The sequence below is a fragment of the Longimycelium tulufanense genome (assembly GCF_014645795.1).
Lineage (GTDB): Bacteria > Actinomycetota > Actinomycetes > Mycobacteriales > Pseudonocardiaceae > Longimycelium > Longimycelium tulufanense.
In genome coordinates this window covers 202932-225429 of record NZ_BMMK01000004.1, presented here as the reverse complement: position 1 = coordinate 225429, position 22498 = coordinate 202932, and the positions used below count along the sequence as shown (strand labels likewise).

Annotated in this window: 20 protein-coding genes; 14 read left to right on the top strand and 6 right to left on the bottom strand. The window is 70.9% G+C overall.

The window, feature by feature from the left end:
- Positions 1-315: 315 nt before the first annotated feature.
- Together IEY55_RS07180 and IEY55_RS07175 are read right to left on the bottom strand one after the other, a co-directional pair.
- A complete protein-coding gene (locus IEY55_RS07180) occupies positions 316-1470 on the bottom strand; it encodes an NADH-quinone oxidoreductase subunit D (protein ID WP_229686139.1) in 1155 nt (384 codons plus the stop codon).
- A gap of 52 nt (positions 1471-1522) precedes the next feature.
- Complete coding sequence (locus IEY55_RS07175; protein ID WP_189055197.1) at positions 1523-2530, bottom strand: SAM-dependent methyltransferase; 1008 nt, start codon at positions 2528-2530, stop codon at positions 1523-1525.
- 96 nt (positions 2531-2626) lie between these two features.
- Here IEY55_RS07175 and IEY55_RS07170 point away from each other — a divergent pair, with 96 nt between their 5' ends.
- The 5 genes from IEY55_RS07170 (at position 2627) to IEY55_RS07150 (ending at position 7168) form a co-directional block, all read left to right on the top strand.
- Positions 2627-3814, top strand: a complete 1188-nt coding sequence (locus IEY55_RS07170) for a PrsW family intramembrane metalloprotease (RefSeq protein WP_229686154.1) — start codon at positions 2627-2629, stop codon at positions 3812-3814.
- Between the two features lie 105 nt (positions 3815-3919).
- A complete protein-coding gene (locus tag IEY55_RS07165; protein WP_189055193.1) occupies positions 3920-4816 on the top strand; it encodes a Rossmann-like and DUF2520 domain-containing protein in 897 nt (298 codons plus the stop codon).
- 9 nt (positions 4817-4825) lie between these two features.
- On the top strand, positions 4826-5800 hold the full coding sequence (panC, locus tag IEY55_RS07160) for a pantoate--beta-alanine ligase (protein ID WP_189055191.1): 975 nt from the start codon (positions 4826-4828) through the stop codon (positions 5798-5800).
- Between the two features lie 12 nt (positions 5801-5812).
- A complete protein-coding gene (gene panD / locus IEY55_RS07155; protein ID WP_189055189.1) occupies positions 5813-6310 on the top strand; it encodes an aspartate 1-decarboxylase in 498 nt (165 codons plus the stop codon).
- A gap of 72 nt (positions 6311-6382) precedes the next feature.
- A complete protein-coding gene (locus IEY55_RS07150) occupies positions 6383-7168 on the top strand; it encodes a type III pantothenate kinase (protein ID WP_189055187.1) in 786 nt (261 codons plus the stop codon).
- A gap of 405 nt (positions 7169-7573) precedes the next feature.
- Here IEY55_RS07150 and IEY55_RS07145 read toward each other — a convergent pair whose 3' ends face one another.
- Positions 7574-8380, bottom strand: coding sequence for a class I SAM-dependent methyltransferase (locus tag IEY55_RS07145; protein WP_189055185.1), 807 nt, complete (start codon positions 8378-8380; stop codon positions 7574-7576).
- A 102-nt stretch (positions 8381-8482) separates the two neighbouring features.
- Here IEY55_RS07145 and lysS point away from each other — a divergent pair, with 102 nt between their 5' ends.
- From lysS to IEY55_RS07110, 7 genes are all read left to right on the top strand, one after another.
- Entirely contained in the window at positions 8483-9937 is a 1455-nt protein-coding gene (gene lysS, locus IEY55_RS07140) for a lysine--tRNA ligase (protein ID WP_189055371.1), read from the top strand.
- 127 nt (positions 9938-10064) lie between these two features.
- Complete coding sequence (locus tag IEY55_RS07135; protein WP_189055183.1) at positions 10065-10415, top strand: histone-like nucleoid-structuring protein Lsr2; 351 nt, start codon at positions 10065-10067, stop codon at positions 10413-10415.
- 965 nt (positions 10416-11380) lie between these two features.
- Positions 11381-12385, top strand: a complete 1005-nt coding sequence (locus IEY55_RS07130) for a FecCD family ABC transporter permease (RefSeq protein WP_189055369.1) — start codon at positions 11381-11383, stop codon at positions 12383-12385.
- On the top strand, positions 12382-13497 hold the full coding sequence (locus IEY55_RS07125) for a FecCD family ABC transporter permease (protein WP_229686138.1): 1116 nt from the start codon (positions 12382-12384) through the stop codon (positions 13495-13497). The genes IEY55_RS07130 and IEY55_RS07125 overlap by 4 nt, the downstream gene beginning before the upstream one ends.
- Positions 13494-14339 (top strand): ABC transporter ATP-binding protein, encoded by an 846-nt coding sequence (locus IEY55_RS07120; RefSeq protein WP_189055181.1) that lies wholly within the window; start codon positions 13494-13496, stop codon positions 14337-14339. Before IEY55_RS07125 ends, IEY55_RS07120 begins: the two co-directional genes overlap by 4 nt.
- Positions 14340-14611: 272 nt before the next feature.
- Positions 14612-14806: a hypothetical protein gene (locus IEY55_RS07115; RefSeq protein WP_189055179.1), complete on the top strand. Its 195-nt coding sequence runs from the start codon at positions 14612-14614 to the stop codon at positions 14804-14806.
- Positions 14807-15118: 312 nt separating this feature from the next.
- Positions 15119-15973, top strand: coding sequence for a class IV adenylate cyclase (locus IEY55_RS07110; RefSeq protein WP_229686137.1), 855 nt, complete (start codon positions 15119-15121; stop codon positions 15971-15973).
- A 54-nt stretch (positions 15974-16027) separates the two neighbouring features.
- Here the strand turns inward: IEY55_RS07110 and IEY55_RS07105 are convergent, their stop codons facing one another.
- Positions 16028-16900: a (2Fe-2S)-binding protein gene (locus IEY55_RS07105; RefSeq protein WP_373289973.1), complete on the bottom strand. Its 873-nt coding sequence runs from the start codon at positions 16898-16900 to the stop codon at positions 16028-16030.
- A gap of 400 nt (positions 16901-17300) precedes the next feature.
- Here IEY55_RS07105 and IEY55_RS07100 point away from each other — a divergent pair, with 400 nt between their 5' ends.
- Complete coding sequence (locus tag IEY55_RS07100; RefSeq protein WP_189055177.1) at positions 17301-19835, top strand: ATP-dependent Clp protease ATP-binding subunit; 2535 nt, start codon at positions 17301-17303, stop codon at positions 19833-19835.
- A gap of 140 nt (positions 19836-19975) precedes the next feature.
- A complete protein-coding gene (locus IEY55_RS07095; RefSeq protein ID WP_229686136.1) occupies positions 19976-20977 on the top strand; it encodes an endonuclease/exonuclease/phosphatase family protein in 1002 nt (333 codons plus the stop codon).
- A 151-nt stretch (positions 20978-21128) separates the two neighbouring features.
- On the opposite strand, the gene IEY55_RS07090 is transcribed toward IEY55_RS07095, so the two are convergent.
- Entirely contained in the window at positions 21129-21950 is an 822-nt protein-coding gene (locus IEY55_RS07090) for an SIR2 family NAD-dependent protein deacylase (RefSeq protein WP_229686135.1), read from the bottom strand.
- 197 nt (positions 21951-22147) lie between these two features.
- On the bottom strand, positions 22148-22462 hold the full coding sequence (locus IEY55_RS07085; RefSeq protein WP_189055175.1) for an antibiotic biosynthesis monooxygenase family protein: 315 nt from the start codon (positions 22460-22462) through the stop codon (positions 22148-22150).
- Positions 22463-22498: the final 36 nt, after the last annotated feature.

Below are 22498 nucleotides of genomic sequence, written 5' to 3'. Positions count from 1 at the left end.
GTGCCGATCAGGAACCTGCCGTGCCCTGGGCGGATGCCAAGGCAGGCAACGTACCCGGGACGCGTGGCAGGACCCCGGAAACCGCGGAGCGACAGTCACCGGAGGCAGGACTCGCGGCCCATTCACCAGGAACGCAACAAGAGCACAATATGTGTAAGCAGATCGTGCTCCTTCTCTGCGCGCTGGGAAATCCACCCATCTCTCGAATGATCAAACTGAGGCGCTGAGCCCAGCGCATCCTGAGGCATCTGGGACCCCACTCCGGGCGCTGCCCACAGGGGCCGGGATCCGACCGTCGTTATGTTGCCCTGCTTCCTACTTGTCGATGTCGCCGACCACGAGGGCGAACGAGCCCAGGACCGCCGGCAGGTCGGCCACCGCCGTGCCCGGAAGCAACCGCGCGAGAGCCTGCACGTTGTTGAACGACGCGGTTCGCAACTTGAGCCGCCATGGCGTCTTCTCCCCACGCGACGACAGGTGCACCCCGGCGATGCCCAGCGGTGCCTCGGTCCAGGTGTAAACCGAGCCCTCCGGGGCCTTGACCGACTTGGGCAGGCGCACGTTGACGGGCCCGGACGGCAGGCGCCGCAGGCACTCCCGACTCAGTCGCACCGACTGCTCGACCTCACCGAGCAGGCACTGCACCCGAGCCAGCGCGTCGCCCTCCGCCCGGAGCACCGGGCGCACGTCCAGCTCGGCATAGGCCGGCGTCGGGTCGTCCCGGCGCAGGTCGAGGTCCACTCCACTGGCCCGGGCGGCGGGCCCGGTCACGCCGAGCGTGATGGCATCGTCCGCACCCAGCACCCCGACGCCCCGGTGCCGGCGCCGGAACCCCTCATCATCCACTGTGGACTTCCGGATCACCGGCAGCAGAGACTCCACAGTGGACAACGCGTGGGTCGCACGTTCCGTCCAGCCGGCGGGGACGTCCTCCCGCAGCCCCCCGATCCGGCTGAACATGAAGTGGATCCGTCCGCCGGATGCCTCCTCCATGACCTCCTGCACCACCTCGCGACCCCGCTGTGCCGCCGTGGTGCCGGCGGTTGGCTCGCCGACCAGGGCGCGCGTGAGCGGCGCGAGGAAGACCAGGTGCGCGAGCATGCGGTTCAGCTCGCACAGCAGGGCACGCAGCCACACCGCGCGCGGCGGCACCTCCATGCCGGTCATCCGCTCGACCGCGGTGGCGACGGCGACCTCGTTGCAGAACGCGGCCAGCCAGTCGTGCCGGTTCGCCAGCGCGAGCACCTGCCGGTAGTCGCGCACCTCGAACAGCTTCTCCGCCCCGCGGTGCAGGTGACCGACGAGGGGTTCGGCCGCGGCGATCACCGGCGCCTCGGCCGGCCCCTCCAACGTGAGGCGCAGCCGGTAGGCACCGTGTGCCGACGGATGCAGCGGGCCGAGGTCGATCACCCGGTCCACGCCGAGGTGCTCCGCCCCCGCGCCGACGCCAACGGTCTCCTGCCTGGTCACGGCAGCCATGCTCGCATGCGTCCCGCCGGGTGCCGGCAACCGTCCGCCCGTTTCAGGGACACCACGGGGGTAGGTCGGGCAGCAGCTCGGTGGCCGGGGTGCCCGCGGTGGTCTGCAGCAGCCAGCCGAACCGGCCGAGCCCACTGGGGTCCCGGAGCTCGGTGACGCGGCCGGCACGCGACGCGGCGGTGAGCCAGGTCGCCGGATCCGTCGTGGCCCACAGCGGCGCCGGCGCATCACCGGCAAGGCCGAGCGCACCCAACGCATCCCGCTGGCTCGCCAGCACCGTGCTGGTTGCACCGGCGTGCTCACCGGCAGCAGCGCAGGCGTCGAGCGCGACATGCGCGGTGATGTCGCAACTCCCATCCGGTACGGGGGAGACCGACCGCCCCTCGCGGAAGGCAGCAAGGGTGCCGGCGCGGTAGCGGCGCCCCGCACGATCCGTGCGAAGGTGCCCGTAGTCGATGGCGAGGGCGGCACCGGCGCGGACGCGGCGCACCGCGTCCGCCCACGCGGTGTCGCGTGGCTCGCCGATCTCCGCCCGGTCCCCTTCACGCCGCACCGGCCACCACTCGTGGAGCCAGCGCGACTCCGTTGGCTCGCCGAGGGTTTCGGTGCCAGTCACGTCCACCAGGACCCGCCTGACCTGGCCACTGTGGACGGACGCGACGGGGCAGGGAACGGCATCGAGCCACTCGTGCCCCACGAGCAGTCCGGCCACCTCGGCCGGCAGCCCCGCCCGCCATTCCACCCCGTCCCGGGGCCGCGGTGCGACCAGCTCGACCGCGGTCACCCGCAGCCGGCGGCGTAGTACCGGGCCCGCCAGCTCGGCAACGGCAGCGGCCAATTCTGCGCCCCCGGCCCCGAGATCGACGAAGTCGAGCCTGGCCGGCCGCCCCAGACCGGCGTCGACGCGGTCGAGCAGCACCAGTAGCGCCTCGGCCAGCTCCGGGCCCACCAACGGCGCGGTGCGGAAGTGCGTGGCCGGCCGCTCGCCGCGCCGGAAGAAGCCGCCCGCGCCGTAGAGCGCCTCGTCCCACGCGTCCCGCCAATCCCGCACGACCTCACGGTATGTCGCCGCTGGTGCCCCGTTCGGCGCACATCGGGCGTGAGGCGTGTTTCACGTTGCGGCTGCCCCCGTATGGTGCGGCCCGTGATCGACGCAGCGCCACCCAAGCAGGCCCCGCGCCGTACCCGCCGCCGGAACGTCGTGGTCCTGCCCGTCACCGGCCTGATCATCCTCGGGCTGTGCGGGCTGATCCTGCTCGGCGTGGCCGCCAATCGCGTCGGCCCGGTGGGCGTTCTGGTCGGGGCCGCGGCCGCGTTGCTTCCGGTGTGTCCGGTGGTCGGGGCCTTTCTGTGGATCGACCGCTGGGAACCCGAGCCGCCCAAGCTCATGCTCACCGCGTTCCTCTGGGGTGCCTGCGTGGCGACGATCACCTCGCTGCTACTCAACGACAGCGCCGAGATCCTGGCGGAGACCCTGCTGGGCACCGGTGGGGGAGACACGGTGAAGGCAGTCATCGCCGCGCCACTCGTGGAGGAGGCCACCAAAGGCGCGTTCCTCATCGCCGTGATGTGGCGATGGCGCAACGAGTTCGACGGCTTGGTCGACGGCGTCGTCTACGCCGGCCTGACCGCGGCCGGCTTCGCCTTCACCGAGAACATCTTCTACTTCGGCCGCGCCTTCGCCGAAGGCGGTTTCGGCGGGGTCAGCGAGGGTGTGGTCGCCGTCTTCATCCTGCGTGGAGTTCTCGCCCCGTTCGCCCACCCGCTGTTCACCGTCATGACCGGGCTCGGAGTGGGACGGGCGGCGTTGAGCAACAACGGCGCCACCAGGTGGCTCGCGCCACTGGGCGGCTACCTGCTCGCCGTCACCCTGCACGCCCTGTGGAACGGATCGGCGACGCTGGGCAGCGGTGCCGTCTTCATCAACTTCTACTTCCTGGTCATGGTCCCGATTTTCGGGAGCACCGTGGCGTTGTTGATGTGGCAGCGCCGACGCGAGCAGCGAATCCTCGCCGACCAGCTGCCCAAGTTCGAGGCCGAGGGCTGGATCCCGGCCAGCGAGGTCGAGCCACTGGGCAGCCTGCAGGGCCGCCGCGGCTGGCGGCAGGCGGTGCGCCGGCGTGGCGGGAAGGCAGCGGGCCAGGCGCTGGGCAGCTATCAGGCAACTGTCACCGAACTGGCGTTCCTCCGGCACCGCATGGAACGTGGTACCGCGGGCATGGATGCCGCCGAGCTGCAGGAGGAGTTGCTGGTCGAGCTGCGGGCCACGCGGGGCAGGACCGTCACGCTCACCCGCGAACCGGATGGCGGTGCAGCGCCATCCACCAGCGGGTGAAGCTCATCACCCGAAGCCACCACGCCCGCAACGCGCCGGTTACCCTCGCGCCGCCGTCCGGTACCCGCGAGCGGAGCGGGACTGGAACGCATGGAGGAGTTGAGGATGACCGGGCAACGGCCGGCCCGCCTGGCGGTGGGCGTCGTTTCCGCGGGGCGAGTCGGTGCTGTGCTCGGCGCCGCCCTGGCCCGCGCCGGCCATGTCGTGGTCGCCTCCTCCGGGGTTTCCCGCGACTCGCTGCGCCGGGCCGAGGAACTGTTGCCCGACGTCCCGCTGCTGCCACCCGACGAGGTCGTCGCCCGCGCCGATCTGGTGCTGCTGGCCATCCCCGATGACGTGCTGCCCGGCACCGTGCGCGGGCTGGTGGCCGCGGGCGCGGTGCGCGCGGGGCAGATCGTGGCGCACACCTCCGGCGCGCACGGCGTCGACGTGCTCGCCCCCGCGGCCGAGGTCGGCGCGCTGCCGCTGGCGTTGCATCCCGTGATGACGTTCACCGGCCGCTCCGAGGACCTGGACCGGCTCGCCGCCTGCTGCTTCGGAGTCACCGCGCGCCCCGGTGACGAGGCGGCGTGGAACGTCGCCGAGGCGCTGGTGGTCGAGATGGGTGCCGAACCCGTGCGGGTGCCCGAGCGCTCCCGCCCGCTCTACCACGCGGCCCTCGCGCACGGTGCCAACCACCTGGTCACGCTGGTGACCGAGGCCGCCGACCTGCTACGCGGCGCCGGCGTGGCCGACGCGGAGCAGCTGCTGGGCCCGCTGCTCTCCGCCGCGCTGGACAACGCCCTGCGGCACGGGGACCGCGCGCTGACCGGCCCCGTCGCCCGCGGCGACGTCGGCACCCTGCGCAAGCACCTGGACGTGCTGGGTTCCACCGCACCCGACGTGGTGCCCGCCTACCGGGCGTTGGCGCGACGCACGGTCGAGCGGGCCGTGGTCGCCGGTGTGCTGCGTGCCGACGCCGCCCACGAGATCCGGGCGGCACTGGAAGACGAGCAGGAGTAGGACGTCGAGATGGCGGAAAGAGGCCGGTCCGGCACCGGGTTCACCCCGGGTGAGCTGACGGTGCACAGCGACCCCGCGGAGCTGGCGAAGATCACCCGGGCGTTGCGCGGCGTCGGCCGCAAGATCGCGTTCGTGCCCACCATGGGCGCGCTGCACGACGGCCACTGTGAGCTGATCCGGCGCGCCCGCCGCATCCCGAACACCGTCGTGGTGGTCTCGATCTTCGTCAACCCGTTGCAGTTCGGGCCGAACGAGGACTTCGACCGCTACCCGCGCATGCTCGAGGCGGACGTGGCGGCGTGCCGCAAGGAGGGCGCCGAGCTGGTGTTCGCGCCGCCGGTGGACGCCCTCTACCCGGAGGGCGCCACCACGACCGTCCACGCCGGCCCACTCGGGGACGAGCTGGAGGGTGCGTTCCGGCCGGGTTTCTTCACCGGCGTGCTCACCGTGGTGGGCAAGCTGTTCCACATCGTCCGCCCGGACTTCGCCTTCTTCGGCGAGAAGGACTACCAGCAGCTCGTCCTGGTCCGCCGAATGGTGCGCGACCTGCACATGGACCTCGAGGTCGTCGGCGTGCCCACCGTCCGCGAGGACGACGGCCTGGCCATGTCCTCGCGCAACGCCTACCTCTCCGCACCGGAGCGTCGCCGGGCCCTGGTGCTCTCGGCGGCGCTCTCGGCCGCCCAACACAAGGCCGCGGCCGGTGCCGACGCCGCGCTCACCGCGGCACGCGAGGTGCTGGCCACCGAGCCCGACGTGCACGTGGACTACCTGGAGCTGCGCGACCGTGACCTCGGGCCGGCCCCGGAGTCCGGGGAGGCCCGCCTGCTCGTCGCCGCCCGCGTGGGCGACACGCGCCTGATCGACAACGCCTCGGTACTGCTCGGTTCGGGCGCGGGCGCCGGGGCGGAGGAGGCAACCGAGGCCGCGGGACCAGCGGGAGACCCCACGGTGCTCCACCAGGTGCCGGACTCCGGACGGTAGAGGGAGGGCCTGATGTTCCGCACCATGCTCAAGTCCAAGATCCACCGGGCCACGGTGACCCAGGCCGAGCTGCACTACGTCGGCTCGCTCACCGTCGACGAGGACCTGATGGACGCCGCCGACCTGCTGCCCGGCGAGCAGGTGGCCATCGTCGACGTCACCAACGGTGCCCGGCTGGAGACCTACGTGATCCCCGGCGAGCGGGGCAGCGGGGTCCTCGGGATCAACGGCGCCGCGGCGCACCTGGTACACCCCGGCGACCTGGTGATCGTCATCAGCTACGGCGTGATGGACGAGCTGGAGGCCCGCTCCTACCGGCCCCGGGTCGTCTTCGTGGACGCCGACAACAGGGTCGTCGAGCGCGGCGCCGACGCCGGACACGCCCCGGAGGGCTCCGGGCTGGTCAGCGGCGGCACCGGCGGCACGCCCACGGCGGCCGACGAGGAGGCGCCACCGGCCGAGACCGTGGACGCCGCCCGGCTGGACGCGCTGCTCCAGCAGGAGAGCTGACCGCGGGAAGAGCCTGAGCCGCACGGCCGACCGGCCGTGCCGGACCATGTTGACGAGTGAGGGGTTTCGCCGGTGCTGCTCGCCATCGACGTCGGCAACACCAACATCGTGCTCGGCCTGTACTCCGGGCGCGGCGACGACGCGGTCCTGGTCCGGGACTGGCGCATGCGCACCGACCCCCGGATGACCGCCGACGAGCTGGCGCTCACCGTGCGCGGCCTGCTCGGCCCGCACGCCGACGAGGTGACGGGTATCGCGGCGCTGTCGACCGTGCCGGCGGTGTTGCGTGAGCTGCGGGTCATGCTCGGCCGCTACTACGCGACCGTGCCGCGGGTCATCGTCGAGCCCGGGGTGCGCACCGGCGTCCCGCTGCTGGTGGACAACCCCAAGGAGGTCGGCGGCGACCGGGTGATCAACACGCTGGCGGCGCACCACCTCTACAGCACGAACTGCGTGGTCGTGGACTTCGGTACCTCCACGAACATCGACGTGATCTCGGCCAGGGGCGAGTTCCTGGGTGGGGTGTTCGCGCCCGGCATCGAGATCTCGGTCGACGCGCTGGCCTCGCGCGCGGCACAGCTGCGCAAGGTCGAACTGGTGCGCCCGAAGTCGGTGATCGGCAAGAACACGGTGGAATGCCTGCAGTCCGGCATCGTCTACGGCTTCGCCGGGCAGGTGGACGGCCTGGTGCGGCGCATCGTGGAGGAACTGCGCGGCAGCCACGAAGGGCCCACCACCGTGATCGCCACCGGTGGCCTGGCACCACTCGTGGTCGCCGAGTCCGCGACCATCCAGCATCACGTGCCCGACCTGACGTTGCTCGGCCTGCGCCTGGTCTTCGAACGCAACATCCGCTGATCACGCGGGCGGGTGAGGGAGCGCTTCCCCCGCAGGCTCCTGCCCTCCCTGTGCAGGCGGTGACGTCGGTGACCGCATTTTGTCGAGCCTCGCGGCGCACCGACCTCCCCGCGGCAGGACGTTGGGCGCTCGTTGTGACGGGAGGCACGCGCCGCAGGAGAGGGCACATGCCGTCACCGGCGGGATCGTGCTTGTCGTCAGTGGGCTCGTATGCGCCTCTGCATGGAAGGAGCTCGAACCTGCCGGCATCGTGCCGTCACGAGCGTGGAGTCAGCGCACGGAATCCGTGCTGTCTCACGCGCCCAACGCGCTTCTGCCACGGCCGACCGGCACACCTCGGTCGTCCCAGCGCCTGCCCACCCGAACGGGATGCCGTCGAGCCCGCATCTCGCGGGGGCGCCGATGTCACCGGCGAACCATGCGCACCGCGTGCGTGACGAGCGGGAAGTCGAACTCCCCGCCGGCCGTCTCCGGCCGTGACCGGAGGTAGCTCCGAATGCGTTCGAAAAGCGTGGCGCGGTCCTCCGGGTCACGGATCAGGGCCAGCGAGTAGGTGCCGACCGTCCGCACGAGACTGTCGATCGTGCGGTGGTGCGAGTGCGGGAAATCCCTGGTCTCCGATGGCGCGAAGCTCTCGTGCACCGGCAGCCCGCGGGTGTGGTGCTTTTCATAGCTGGGGCCTATCTCCTGGATGCGGGACAGCGCGGCGACCCACTCGACCCGGTCGTCCTCGAGGTTCCAGATCGCCGTGAGCACGCCCCCGGGAGCAAGGACGCGGGCGATCTCCCGCAACGCGGGCTGAGCATCGAACCAGTGGAACGCCTGCGCCACCAGCACCGCGTCCACCGAGCCGTCCGGCAACGGGATCCTCTCGGCGGTGCCGTCCAGCGCGACCACACCCGACACCCGCCGGCCCAGTTCCGCACGCATCTGCGGGTGCGGCTCCACCGCCGTCACCTCGTCGGCCCGCCCCACCAGCGACGCCGTCAGCTTGCCCGTGCCCGCGGCGAGGTCGAGCACACGCAGCGGCCGGCGGTCCCGGACCGGCTCCAGGGCCCAGTCCACCGCCGCACCCGGGTAGTCGGGCCGGTGCTCGGCGTACTCGGCCGCCCGGCTGCCGAACGACAGCGAGCGCCGCGCCCGCAGCTCCTCCTCGGAGGTACCCCCGGACCCCTCGGAGGTACCCCCGGACGCGCCCGCCAACGGCTCCATGACCCGACGTTAGCGGACGACCGCCGTTCCGTACCCTTGGAAGCCGTGACTGAGCAGCCCCAGCAGAACCCCGTGACCAGCGGCGACGACCTCCCGGAGCAGATGCGGGTGCGTCGGCAGAAGCGGGAGCGCCTGCTGGCCACCGGCCACGATCCGTATCCGGTCGAGCTGCCGCGCACCCACACCCTGCGCGAGGTCCGCGACGCCCACCCCGACCTGCCATCGGACACCGCCACCGGCGACATCGTCGGCGTGGCCGGTCGCGTCATGTTCGTCCGCAACACCGGAAAGCTCTGCTTCGCCACCCTCCGCGACGGCGACGGCACCGAGCTGCAGGCCATGCTCAGCCTGGACAAGGTGGGCGCCGAGCGACTGGCCGACTGGAAGGCCGACGTCGATCTCGGCGACCACGTGTTCGTGCACGGCGAGGTCATCACCTCGCGCCGCGGCGAGCTCTCGGTCCTGGTCGACGAGTGGCGGATGGCGTCGAAGGCGCTACGCCCGCTGCCGGTCGCGCACAAGGAGCTCGCCGAGGAGACCCGGGTCCGCCAGCGCTACGTCGACCTGATCCTGCGCAAGCAGGCCAGGGACACCGTGCGCATGCGTGCCGGCGTGCTGCGCTCGCTGCGCGACTCCTTCCACCGCCGCGGATACGTCGAGGTCGAGACGCCGATGCTGCAGACGCTGCACGGCGGCGCCGCGGCTCGCCCGTTCACCACGCACTCCAACGCCTTCGACATCGACCTGTACCTGCGCATCGCGCCCGAGCTGTACCTGAAGCGGTGCGTGGTGGGCGGGATCGACCGGGTCTTCGAAATCAACCGCAACTTCCGCAACGAGGGCAGCGACTCCACGCACTCGCCGGAGTTCGCGATGCTGGAGTTCTACGAGGCGTACGGCAACTACGACTCGATGGCGGTGCTGACCCGGCAGCTCGTCCAGGAGGCGGCGGACACCGTCTTCGGCACCCAGGTCGTCACCTGGGCGGACGGCAGTGAGTACGACCTGTCCGGCGAGTGGACGACGCTGACCATGTACGGCTCCCTGTCGGAGGCACTGGGCGAGGAGATCACCCCGGAGACGCCCGCCGAGATCCTGCGCAAGCACGCGGACGGCCGCGGCCTGGAGGTGGATCCCAAGCTGGGCCACGGCAAGCTCGTGGAGGAGCTGTGGGAGCACCTGGTGGGCGCCCACCTGGTCGCGCCCACCTTCGTGCGCGACTTCCCGGTGGAGACCTCCCCGCTCACCCGCCAGCACCGCAGCCAGCCCGGGGTTGCCGAGAAATGGGACCTCTACGTGCGCGGGTTCGAGCTGGCCACCGGCTATTCCGAGCTGGTCGACCCGGTGGTGGAGCGGGAGCGGCTGCAGGCGCAGTCGCTGCTGGCCGCCGCCGGTGACGATGAGGCGATGCAGCTCGACGAGGACTTCCTGCGAGCACTCGAGTACGGAATGCCACCGAGCGGTGGTGTGGGAATGGGTATCGACCGGTTGCTGATGGCGCTGACGGGTCTGGGTATCCGGGAGACCATCCTGTTCCCGCTCGTCCGCCCGGAATGAGTGGTGCCGGGCTGTTGCATTATTCTCCCAGAGGCGCTACAACTTGCGCTGCATTGGCCAAGTCTTTGTAGGGCCACTGGCGGTCGGGTTTTCCGCTCCGCCCTTTCCAATCCAGGGAGGATGACCTATGGCGCAGAAGGTCACCGTTCAGCTCGTCGACGACATCGACGGCACGGAGGCTTCGGAGTCCGTGGAGTTCGCGCTGGACGGCGTGACGTACCAGATCGACCTCTCCGAGAAGAACGCGGCCAAGTTGCGGGACGCGCTCGGGGACTTCATTGACAGTGCCCGGCGTGCCGGTGGCCGTGCCAAGCGCGGGCGTGGTACCGGTCGCCCGGGCCGCCCCGCCCGTCCGGCCGCCGCCGACCGCGAGCAGAACCAGGCCATTCGGGAGTGGGCCCGCAAGCGTGGGATGAAGGTCTCCGACCGTGGCCGCATCCCGGCGGACGTGCTCGACGCCTACCACAACGAGAACTGAACGTCCGCGCACGTTCGGCCGTCGCGCGAGCCGGGCAAGTGGTGCAAATCTTATCGCTAGTTGTTGGCCGGAACGGCCAAATCTCCTGGTAGCGGGCATACCTCGACCAGATGTGCCGCTATCTCCGGCAGCCGATCCCGGTTCATCTCACAAGTGCTTCGGTGAACCGTTCACGTCGCCGAGACGTTCCGGGGTTTCTCGCTTCCCGTCGGCGACGCGGGTTTGATTCGGCCGCATGGGTGGTGCCCGGCGCGGCCATGCGAACGCGTTGGAGTTCCGACTCGACCCCCACTGGTGGGTAAACCTGTCCATCTTCACCGCGTACCGTGCTTTAACGAGCGAACCGGTCCGGGGTTACTCGATAGGGAGCCAAGTCACCCGGAGACGCGACGAGCAGCCACTTCTTCCCCTTGACCGAAGCGAGCGCAACTCGTGGCGGCGGGCTCGGGCTGTCGTTGTTACGGGGCCGCAATCTTTCTCGTCGGCGGACTGTCCTGAAACGATCACGCCATCGTCGCCGCGTGCCCGGGTGGTGACGTTCGCCACGGGGATGTCGGGGAGCGGGCGAGCCGCGGTGCCCGCCGGATCAGAATCTGTCCTGGTCCTGTCATGTCCTGGCAGGTCCGACGACCGACTTCGCCCGCTGCCGACGCAGCGGCCGACCAGCAGGAGTCCTCTCACCACGAGCACGACCGAGGGGCTGGATCGACAACCCGACGCGGTGAACTCTTCGCTTGAAGCGATCAACTGCGTCACCCTCGGCGGGCCTCTCGTCCGCATTGGTGGGCGACTCTGGTCCATTAGGCTTACCCGGCGCTGATTAGGTGCGCCTAACCTAAACCGAGGAGGCTGGTCGTGCGGGAGGGGAGAGTCCGGTGCGCGGGCACGTGATCGACCCGTCCCCCACCCCGCAGGGCGCAGCCGCCCCGGCGACCAATGTCACCCGGGCCGGCGACGTGCGGGCGATGGCGGCCCGCCGGCGACGCCGGCTCCTCGGCCTGGCGGCGGTGCTGGCCCTGCTCGTGGTCGCCTGTCTGCTGAGTGTGGCCGTCGGCGCCAAACAGATCCCGCTCGACAACGTCTGGCACGCCCTGTTCCAGCCCACCGGCACCGAGGACGACGTGGTCGTCCGCTCGCTCCGCCTCCCGCGCACGCTGCTCGGCCTGGTCGCCGGTATCGCACTCGGTGTCGCCGGCGCCCTGATGCAGGGCCACACCCGCAACCCGCTGGCCGATCCCGGCCTGCTCGGCGTCACCTACGGCGCCGCCTTCACCGTGGTGCTCGGCATCTACGCGCTCGGCGTCACCAGCCTCTACGGCTACGTCTGGTTCGGCTTCGTCGGCGCGTTGCTGGCCAGCGTCGGCGTGTTCCTGCTCGGCTCCGTGGGACGCGGCGGGCCCACCCCGGTCACGCTCGCCCTCGCCGGCGCCGCCATGAGCAACCTGCTCTACGCCCTCACCGCGGTCGTGGTGTTGCTGGACTCGCAGGCCCTGGACGTCTACCGGTTCTGGAAGGTCGGTGCGATCGCCGGGCGTGACCCCGACCTCGTGGTGCAGGTGCTGCCGTTCCTGGTCGTCGGCCTCGTCGTGGCCCTGGCGAACGCGCCCGGCATGAACGCCCTGGCGCTGGGCGAGGACGTGGCCCGGTCGCTGGGACACCGGGTGGGGCTCACCCGCGGCCTGGGTATCGCCGCGATCACACTGCTCACCGGGGCCACCGTGGCGGTGTGCGGACCGATCGGCTTCATCGGCCTCGTCGTGCCGCACGTGGCGCGCCTCGTCGTCGGCGCCGACTACCGGTGGATCCTGCCGTACTCCGGGCTGCTCGGCGCCACCCTGCTGCTGCTCGCCGACGTGGCCGGCCGGGTCGTGGCGCGACCCGGCGAACTCCAGGTGGGGATCATGCTCGCCGTTGTCGGTGTGCCGTTCTTCATCGTCATGGTGCGGCGCCGGAAGTTGGTGCGGTTGTGACCACCGAGCCGACCACGCAAACCCCGTCACCGTCCGTCGCGGAGCAGGTTCGCGTTCCCGGGCGGCCAGCCGTGCGGCTCGCGGGCGCCTCCTGGGTGCTCCGGCTGCGCATGCTGGCCGTCGCCGTGGTCGGTCTCGCCCTGCTGGTGCTGGTGATGGCCGTCAACATCGGCCGCGGCGACTTTCCGATCAGCGTCGGCGAGGTACTTCAGGTCCTTGCCGGCGGCGGTACCCGCGCGCAGCAGTTCATCGTGCTGGACCTCCGGCTGCCCCGATCCCTCACCGGCGTGCTCGTTGGTGCCGCGCTGGCGCTGGCGGGAGCGATCACCCAGTCGATCACCCGCAACCCGCTGGCGACTCCCGACATCGTCGGCATCACCGCGGGAGCGAGCGTCGCGGCTGTGAGCGTCATCGTCGTCGGCGGCTCCTACGGCGCGCTGAGCGGTCCGCTGGCCGACATCGGCGTACCGGTCGCCGGCTTGCTCGGGGCGTTCGGTACCGCTGTGGCCGTCACCCTGCTCGCCTGGAAACGGGGAATCGAGAGCTACCGCCTCGTCCTGGTCGGCATCGCCACGCACTGGTTGCTGCTCAGCGTGACCTTCTGGCTGCTCACCCTCGGCGACGTCACCGACGCCGGGCGAGCCATGATCTGGCTGACCGGAAGCCTCAGTGGCCGCGGGTGGGAACACGTCCAGCCGGTGGCCCTCGCGCTGCTGGTGCTGGTTCCCCCCGCGCTGATCGGGTCCCGGGTGCTCGGTGCCCTGCAGTTCGGCGACGACACCGCGCGCGGGATCGGGGTTCGGGTCACGCCGGCCCGGGCGTTGCTGCTCGTCTCCGCGGTCGGGCTGGCCGGGGTGGCCACCGCCGCGGCCGGGCCCGTGGTGTTCGTCGCGCTGGCGATCCCACAGATCGCGATGCGGTTGTGCCGGACCGCACAGCCACCACTGATCGTCTCGGCCGTGCTCGGCGCGTTGCTCACCGTGACGGCCGACCTGCTCGCCCGCACCGCGTTCGGTGGTGCCGAGTTGCCCGTGGGTGTCGTCACCGCCGTCCTCGGCGCCCCCTACCTCATGTACCTGTTGGCCCGGCGCTACCGGGAGGTCCGCGCATGACCGCTGTGTCCGCAGTCAACTCCGGTGGGATCGTGCGGTCCGGCTCGGACGAAGCGCGGCTGCGCGCCGAGGCGCTACGGCTGGCCTACGGCGAGAACGTGGTCGTCGACGGGCTGGACCTGGACGTCCTCGACGGCACCGTCACCGCGGTGATCGGGCCCAACGGCTGTGGCAAGTCCACCTTGCTGCGCGCGTTGGGCCGGCTGCTCGGCCCGCAGGGTGGCCAGGTGTTGCTGGACGGCAAGCGAATCGACCGCATGTCCACCAAGGAGGTGGCGCGGATCCTCGGTGTGCTGCCGCAGGCGCCGCAGGCGCCGGAGGGCCTGACCGTGGCTGACCTGGTGGCGCGAGGCCGGCATCCGCACCAGCGCTGGTACCGGCAGTGGTCGTCCGACGACGAGACCGCGGTGGCCGAGGCGTTGCGCAAGACCGGGATGCTGGAGTTCGCCGAGCGCACGCTCGACCAGCTGTCCGGTGGGCAGCGGCAGCGGGCGTGGATCTCGATGGCCTTGGCGCAGGGCACCGACCTGCTGCTGCTCGACGAGCCGACGACGTACCTGGACCTGGCGCACCAGGTGGATGTGCTGGATCTGGTGCAGCAACTGCACGCCGAGTTGGGGCGGACCGTGGTGATGGTCTTGCACGACCTCAACCTGGCGGCCCGTTACGCCGACCGCCTGGTCGCGATGCGCGACGGCAAGATCGTCGCCGAAGGCGCCCCCGGCGACGTACTGACCGAGCAGCTGCTGCGCGACGTGTTCGACCTGGACGCCCGGGTCGTCCCCGACCCCGTGGCCGGCACCCCGCTCGTCGTCCCCATCGGTTCCCGCCACCGCACCTGATCCGCCTTGGGCGGCGTACATGTCGCCGTGGCCCCGCCCCGGAACCTCCATCCGCCCAGGTGTCCGTGAACTCCCTGTCCCGCCGGGGCTCTGTGAACGCGGCCGAAAACGGCCTCGCGCCTGACGGACACCGTGCCGGTGATCAGCGGGACAACTTCCCCTCCCAGCGATCTCGACCGAGCAGCTCTCAGTCGTTCAGGGCATGGACCGCTCGACCGTTCGGATCAATGATCGTGTGACTGCAGCCCGCAGGAAAGGCAGGGAGGTCGCGTATGCGCATTAGGACATTGGTCACCGCGGCGATCGTCGGCTCGGCTCTGGTGCTCACCGCGCCCATGGCCCACGCCGACCCACTACTCTTCCAGCATTTCTTCAAGGATGTCCCCATGGTGCCCGTCGACCTGGATAGCCTGATTCATAGCCTGGGCATCCTCAATGGCCTGGGCGGCGGGGGCGGCCTGCTCTGACGTACGGGTCGACGGCGTCGGGCGAATTCCCACGGCAGGTCCGGATATCCGCCAGCCGGGTGTCCGGACCTGCCATGCGGGACTCTGGGGCAACGACCGTGCCGGCCACCGCGAAAGTCACCCCTCCAGGGCCGCCGAGATTCGGGCCGCCGCGAAACATGCACGTTCAGTCGAAATTCTTGCGGTGCGGGGGCTTGGTATCCTCGCACTCAATGACTCCCTGCTCCACCCGGCGGTGCTGGGCGGAGGCTGCCAGATGCGAGTTCTCCTGCTGGAACCGGACTCGAGGCTGCGGCCAATCGAGCGACGGAGGTGGGGGAATCGCTGAAGTCGTTCCGCGCCGGCATCGAGCTAGCCATTGCCCGGCTACGTGAGCTGGCCGAACACAACGCGGTCGAGGTCTACCTCTATACGTCGCTGCCAACCTGGAGAGTAATCGGCCTGGATGACACGCTCTTCGTGTCGGCGTTCGGTGCGGAGCACGAAGAACACGAGTCAGGGTGTACCAGATCGCTCCCACGCCATACGGTGCCCTGCATCGAGGGTTCCGGCGGTTCGTCGATGGAGTGTGTGCTGCTGCGAAGCGTGTCGTTTGACGGAGGCGGCATGGCGATCGAGGCGGAGCTGAAGGCACGGGTGCGGGACGCGGCGGCGGTGCGGGACACGTTGGAGAAACGCGCGCCAGGTGAGCCGAGTGTCTATCGCGACACCTACTTCGACTGGCCGGATGGCTCGCTATCGGCCGACGACCGGGAACTTCGGGTTCGGGTGGTGGAGAACCAAGGTGGGACTCATGTGCTCCTCACCTACAAGACCGCGGCGGTGGATCGGGCGAGCGATTCCAAGCCGGAACACGAGACCGAGGTCGGCTCAGCCGAGGTCCTCCGTGAGGTCCTCGTTGGGCTCGGGCTTCGCGAGTTGATCGCCTTCGAGAAGCACTGCGTCAACCACGTGTTCCGGGCCGGCGGCCGCGAACTGCTCGCGACCCTGGTCCGTGTTCCGGAACTCGAGGAAACATTCCTCGAAGTCGAGACTCCGGTGTGCGAGGAGCACGAGCTTGCCGAAGCACTTGATGTCGTGCGCACCGTGTTGGCCGAACTGGGTATCACCGACGCTGACGTCACGACCGAGCGCTACACCGATGCAGTGCGTACCCGACGTGGGTGAGACATCGGGCACGGGTGAGAAACCAAACAGGGAGCCCCCGGCGCAGATGCGGCCTCATCCCTCCAGGGCGCGGCGGGCGCGTTCGGCGTCCCGGGTGCGCGGGCAGGTGACGCATGCCTCGGCCCCGGGCAGTGCGAAATGGAAACAGCAGCTCTGCCGACGCCGCGTCCACACGCTGCGCCCGTCCGGCCCGCTCACCTGGTACAGCCGGGAGCCCGAGGTCAGCGGCGTCGGATCGGGCGGCAGCAGCAGTGCGGCGTCGGCCACCCCGGCGCCCTCGTTGCCGAAGACCCGCCCGGCCTGCCACAACGCCGCGTCCAGCGCGTCGGTGGCCGCGGCCCACAGCATCCGCCGCCCGATCCGGGTGGTCGGGCCGAACACGGCCACGAACCGCGCCGCATGCCCTACGTACCGGGCCCGCAGCAGCTCCGCCAACGCGTGCTCGTCGGCCACCATCGTGCTGTCCGGGCTGTCCGCGGCCGGGTCGTCGGGTAGGCAGCTGAACCGCCCATCGAGCAGCGCGATCCCGTCGGGATGCGGCCGGTCCCCGGCCAGCCGGAACGCCAGGTCCTCCGGCCGCAACGAGGGCACCCGCCGCGCGGTGTGGAACAAGGTCGCCCCGAGCAGGGCGGGAACGCCCAGGTACCACGCCATGACGTAGCCGTCCGTGGTGCGCTCCGGCGCCCCCGCCAGCCCGTACGCGGTACGGAGCCAGTCGGCCAGCCGGGCCCGCCAGGTGTCCAACCGGGCCGGGTCGGCCAGCAGGTCGACGCATCGCTCCCAACCGCCCCGGCCCGCTGTGCCCTCCCCCGGAGCGCCCAGCCGCAGCTCCATGAACTGCGACAGCGGTTCCAGCCTGGAGAAGGTTGTCGCCAGCGGGTGCTCGGCGACGGAGGGGAGCGTCAGGGGACCCGGCGCAAGCGTCACCGTGCAACCCCCTGGGGTGCGGTCGCGATGCGTGCCACGACGTCCTCGCTTCCCGACTCGGGTGCCCCGGGTTTGGTCAGGCTTGCCTAACCTTACCGGAGTCGGTGTCCGTTCCGCCCGGTGAAGCCGGTCACCCGGCCGGTGCAACCTGGAACGCCTGGACCGGGCTGTTCGCGCTCAGCGGACAGCCCCCGCGACATGGAATCCCGCAGGCCGTCGCGGCGTTGGGCACGTCGTCAGGCAAGAAGCGCATGGACTGAGCAGCGAGCGGGAACTGAGCGCGACGGTCCCGGCGACTACAGTGGTCGTACGGTGCCGACACCCGGCCGGTGGCGTTGGAGAGCTGCTCTGAGGCGATTGGCGGGTCAAGGACCGCCGGCGCAGCAGTCAGGGAGTGCGAATGTTCGAGAGGTTCACCGACCGCGCGAGGCGGGTGGTTGTCCTGGCCCAGGAGGAGGCCAGGATGCTCAACCACAACTACATTGGCACCGAGCACATCCTCCTGGGCTTGATCCACGAGGGTGAGGGTGTCGCCGCGAAGGCGCTCGAGTCGCTGGGGATCGCGCTGGAGGGGGTGCGCCAGCAGGTCGAGGAGATCATCGGCCAGGGGCAGCAGGCCCCGAGCGGGCACATCCCGTTCACGCCGCGCGCGAAGAAGGTGCTGGAGCTGTCCCTGCGGGAGGCGCTGCAGCTCGGCCACAACTACATCGGCACCGAGCACATCCTGCTCGGCCTCATCCGCGAGGGCGAGGGCGTGGCGGCGCAGGTGCTGGTCAAGCTCGGCGCCGACCTCAACCGGGTGCGGCAGCAGGTGCTGCAGCTGCTGTCCGGTTACCAGGGCAAGGAGCCGGCCGAGACCGGTGGCCGGGGTGAGGGCACCCCGTCCTCGTCGCTGGTGCTGGACCAGTTCGGCCGCAACCTCACCGCCTCGGCCCGCGAGGGCAAGCTCGACCCGGTCATCGGCCGGGAGAAGGAAATCGAGCGGGTCATGCAGGTGCTGTCCCGCCGGACCAAGAACAACCCGGTTCTCATCGGCGAGCCCGGCGTGGGCAAGACCGCCGTGGTCGAGGGCCTGGGGCAGAAGATCGTCCGTGGCGAGGTCCCGGAGACGCTGAAGGACAAGCAGCTCTACACCCTGGACCTCGGCTCGCTGGTGGCCGGCTCCCGGTACCGCGGTGACTTCGAGGAGCGCCTGAAGAAGGTGCTCAAGGAGATCCGCACCCGGGGCGACATCATCCTGTTCATCGACGAGATCCACACCCTGGTCGGTGCGGGTGCGGCCGAGGGCGCGATCGACGCCGCCAGCATCCTCAAGCCGATGCTGGCCCGCGGCGAGCTGCAGACCATCGGTGCGACCACGCTGGACGAGTACCGCAAGCACGTGGAGAAGGACCCGGCCCTGGAGCGCCGGTTCCAGCCGATCCAGGTCGGTGAGCCCTCGCTGGAGCACACCATCGAGATCCTCAAGGGGCTGCGCGACCGCTACGAGGCGCACCACCGGGTCTCGATCACCGACTCCGCGCTGGTGGCCGCGGCCACCCTGGCCGACCGCTACATCAACGACCGGTTCCTGCCGGACAAGGCGATCGACCTCATCGACGAGGCCGGCGCGCGGATGCGCATCCGTCGCATGACCGCCCCGCCGGACCTGCGCGAGTTCGACGAGAAGATCGCCGATGTGCGCCGGGACAAGGAATCGGCGATCGACGCCCAGGACTTCGAGCGCGCCGCCAAGCTGCGCGACGCCGAGAAGCAGCTGCTGGGGCAGAAGGCCGAGCGCGAGAAGCAGTGGAAGTCCGGTGACCTGGACGTGGTGGCCGAGGTCGACGACGAGCAGATCGCCGAGGTGCTGGCCAACTGGACCGGCATCCCGGTCTTCAAGCTCACCGAGGAGGAGACCACCCGGCTGCTGCGCATGGAGGACGAGCTGCACAAGCGGATCATCGGCCAGGAGCCGGCGGTCAAGGCCGTCTCCCAGGCGATCCGCCGCACCCGTGCGGGCCTGAAGGACCCCAAGCGGCCGTCCGGCTCGTTCATCTTCGCCGGCCCCTCCGGCGTCGGGAAGACCGAGCTCTCCAAGGCGTTGGCGGAGTTCCTGTTCGGCGACGACGACGCGCTCATCCAGATCGACATGGGTGAGTTCCACGACCGCTACACCGCCTCGCGGCTGTTCGGCGCGCCTCCGGGCTACGTCGGCTACGAGGAGGGCGGCCAGCTGACCGAGAAGGTGCGGCGCAAGCCGTTCTCGGTGGTGCTCTTCGACGAGATCGAGAAGGCGCACCAGGAGGTGTACAACACGCTGCTGCAGGTGCTGGAGGACGGCCGGCTGACCGACGGCCAGGGCCGTACGGTGGACTTCAAGAACACCGTGATCATCTTCACCTCCAACCTGGGCACGCAGGACATCTCCAAGGCCGTCGGGTTCGGCTTCTCCGGTGGTGGCGCCGCGGGCGACAACTACGAGCGGATGAAGCAGAAGGTCAACGACGAGCTGAAGAAGCACTTCCGCCCGGAGTTCCTCAACCGGATCGACGACGTGATCGTCTTCCACCAGCTCACCGAGGAACAGATCATCGAGATGGTGGATCTGATGATCTCCCGGGTCGAGACCCAGCTCCGCAACAAGGACATGTCGCTGGAGCTGACCCCGATGGCCAAGAAGCTGCTGGCCCGGCGTGGGTTCGACCCGGTGCTGGGTGCCCGGCCGCTGCGTCGGACGATCCAGCGCGAGGTCGAGGACCAGCTGTCGGAGAAGATCCTGTTCGGCGAGCTGACCTCCGGCCAGATCATCGTCGCCGACGTGGAGGGCTGGACCGGCGAGGGCCCGGACGACCAGGCCCGGTTCACCTTCCGCGGCGAGCCGAAGCCGGCCGTGCGGGTGCCGGACGCCCCGCCGGTGAACCTCACCGCCGGTGGCGAGACCGAGCAGAAGTAATCGCCTAGCCGTCGAAGGGCGCCCACCCGAGGGTGGGCGCCCTTCGACCTGTCCGGGCCTCCCCGCGCGGGGTTGGTCTCGCCACCCGCAGCTCGTCGTAGGCCCGCTGCCGGTCGTGGACGGGGCTACCCTCGGTGAGCGTGACCGGGGAGGCCGACGCCGAGGAGCGGGACGAGGACCTGGCGCCGCCGCGCCGGCGACCGGGGGGTCGCCTTGTCGGCGGGCTCCTGTTCGTGTTGGTCGCCCTGTTCCTGGTGGCGGCCGCGGTGCGCCTGTTGGGGCTCGACGCAAATCGCTACACCGTGGCGCTCATCGCGCTGACGCCGTACGTCCTCGCGGTCGGCTTCGTGTTGGCCGTGTTCTCGCTCCTGGCCCGGCGATGGATCATCGGACTGCTGGCGCTGGTCCTGGTCGTGATCCTGGGTGCCGACGTCGCCGGCCGCGTGTTGCCGGACAGCCGGCCGTTCCAGCGCGGCCCGCAGGTCCGGGTGCTCAGCGCCAACCTGTCCGGCCACGGCAACGCCCGGGCCGTCGTCGACTGGGTGCGGCGCGGCCGGGTGGACGTGCTGAGCCTGCAGGGGCTGACCCCGGAGGCGGTGGCGGCGCTCGACGCGGCCGGGCTGCGCACCGAGCTGCCCTACCGGGAGTTCGAGCCCACCGCCGAAGGGACCGGCTCGGGCCTGGCCGCCAGGTTCCCGCTGCGCCGCCGGGCCCTGGCCGGACCGTCCCGGCACGAGCAGCCCTCGGCATGGGTGGACGTCCCCGGCAGCCGGGGCCTGGAGGTGGTGGTCGTGCACGCGGCGCGGCCGCTCAGCCCGGCCGGTCCCGACCAGTGGCGGCGCGAGCTGGCGGGGCTGCCCGCGGCGCCGGGGGAGGGCCCGCCCCGCATCCTGGCCGGCACCTTCAACGCCACCCTGGACCACGCCCCGCTGCGGGCGCTGGTCAACCAGGGCTACCGGGACGCCGCCGCCGAGGTGGGGCGCGGCCTGGTGCCCACCTGGCCGGCCGACCGGTTGGTGCCCCTGGTCGCCCTCGACCACGTCCTGGTGGACCGGCGGTGTGCGGTGGACGACCTCGTGGTCCTCGACGTGTCCGGCAGCGCCCACCGCGCCGTCCTGACCACGATCACGATGCCCGGCTGAGCCATTTCACCGGGCTGTCAAACCCCTTCCCACCACCTGTGGACAACCCATTTCCCCTGTGGACACCCATTTTGACCTGGTAAAACGCCCCGCTAGGCTGGCCGTGGGCTGCGCAGACCCGGGTGGGCGGGGGCGTAACCAGCGGCAGGCGCTAGCGAAGCAGCTCGTCGATCACGCTCAACGCGGTCAGCGCCGGCATCGGCAGTGAGACACCCCGGCCGTGCCGGACCTCCGGCTCGCGCGGGTTGATCCGGACCAGCGCCCCGTTGACGGCACTGGCCAGCTCGGCATAGCGCCGCACCGTCGGCAGCGCGGTCCCCGCGCCCAGCTCGACCACCACCAGCCCGGCGCTCCACCTGCGGCGCCAGGCGTTCACCTCGTCCAGCTGCTCCTGGCTGCGCGTGCCGACCCAGTCGCCGTCGCCGAACATCAGGATGTTCGGGCGCGCCAGCCCGCGGCACGCCGGGCAGGTCGGCAGCGGCGGCCGCGCCCGCATGGTGTCGGGATCGATCACCACCTCCACCTCCACCGGCCAGATCTCCGCCTGGCACGGCGAAACGCACTGCAGGTGATGGATCGACCCGTGACACTCGGCGACCAGCTCGGTGAACCCGGCGCGCTGGAACTGCCCGTCGACGTTGGAGGTGAACACCGCGACCCCGCCGGGCAGCCGCGCGCCCCAGCTCCGCAGTAGGTCGAACCCACGGTGCGGGACGGTCGACCGGTACAGCCCCAACCGGTGACCGTAGAAGCCCCACGCCAGTTCCGGGTCGGCCCGGAAGTGCACCGGGTCGGCCAGCTCCACGAACCGCAGCCCGAGCCGCTGGTAGGGCGGGTAGGCACGCCAGAAACCCTCGTCGCCGCGGAAGTCGGGCAGCCCGGAGTCCACGCCGATGCCCGCACCGGCACACACCAGCAACGCCTCGGCGCCGCCGATGAGTTCGGCGGCCCGGGCCAACTCCCGTTTCCTCAACGCACTCGAACTCCAAGCCGGGCCGGCCGCCCGCTCGGCAGCCGGCACACCAGCGGGCCCGTCCCGTGTGGGGCACGCCAGCATCCTCGCGGCCCGCATCAGCACCAACCCCGCCCTCGGCCAGACAAAGGCGCGGTGACCTGCCACGGGGAGTACCGGCCCGCTTCCGCGACCGCCTGTTGCGCAGGCGCCGATACTCAGCCCTTGTTCTCCGGGGTGACGCTTTGCACGATCTCGAACTCCAGCAGGCTGGCGCCGGTACCCACCGGCTTGGCGCGGTCCCCGCTGTGGGCCTCCTTCATCGTGGAGCTCATCCAGGACTCGAACGCCTCCTGGTTCTCCCACCGTGTGTAGACGAAGTACCGGTTCTCCCCGGCCACCGGGCGCAGCAACTCGAAGCCGAGGAAACCCGGGGCCTTCTCCACCATGCCCAGGCGGGCCGCGAACCGCTTCTCCAGCTCCGGGCCGGCACCCTCGGGCACCTCGATCGCGTTGATCTTGACAATCGCCATGTCCCGACGCTAGCGGCTTCCGGCGCACCACGACGA

Coding starts and splice junctions, on each gene's coding strand:
- IEY55_RS07100 (WP_189055177.1), top strand. CDS start 17,301: ATGTTCGAGAGGTTCACCGACCGCGCGAGGCGGGTGGTTGTCCTGGCC.
- IEY55_RS07135 (WP_189055183.1), top strand. CDS start 10,065: ATGGCGCAGAAGGTCACCGTTCAGCTCGTCGACGACATCGACGGCACG.
- IEY55_RS07115 (WP_189055179.1), top strand. CDS start 14,612: ATGCGCATTAGGACATTGGTCACCGCGGCGATCGTCGGCTCGGCTCTG.
- panD (WP_189055189.1), top strand. CDS start 5,813: ATGTTCCGCACCATGCTCAAGTCCAAGATCCACCGGGCCACGGTGACC.
- IEY55_RS07130 (WP_189055369.1), top strand. CDS start 11,381: ATGGCGGCCCGCCGGCGACGCCGGCTCCTCGGCCTGGCGGCGGTGCTG.
- lysS (WP_189055371.1), top strand. CDS start 8,483: ATGCGGGTGCGTCGGCAGAAGCGGGAGCGCCTGCTGGCCACCGGCCAC.
- IEY55_RS07120 (WP_189055181.1), top strand. CDS start 13,494: ATGACCGCTGTGTCCGCAGTCAACTCCGGTGGGATCGTGCGGTCCGGC.
- panC (WP_189055191.1), top strand. CDS start 4,826: ATGGCGGAAAGAGGCCGGTCCGGCACCGGGTTCACCCCGGGTGAGCTG.
- IEY55_RS07085 (WP_189055175.1), bottom strand. CDS start 22,462: ATGGCGATTGTCAAGATCAACGCGATCGAGGTGCCCGAGGGTGCCGGC.
- IEY55_RS07165 (WP_189055193.1), top strand. CDS start 3,920: ATGACCGGGCAACGGCCGGCCCGCCTGGCGGTGGGCGTCGTTTCCGCG.
- IEY55_RS07145 (WP_189055185.1), bottom strand. CDS start 8,380: ATGGAGCCGTTGGCGGGCGCGTCCGGGGGTACCTCCGAGGGGTCCGGG.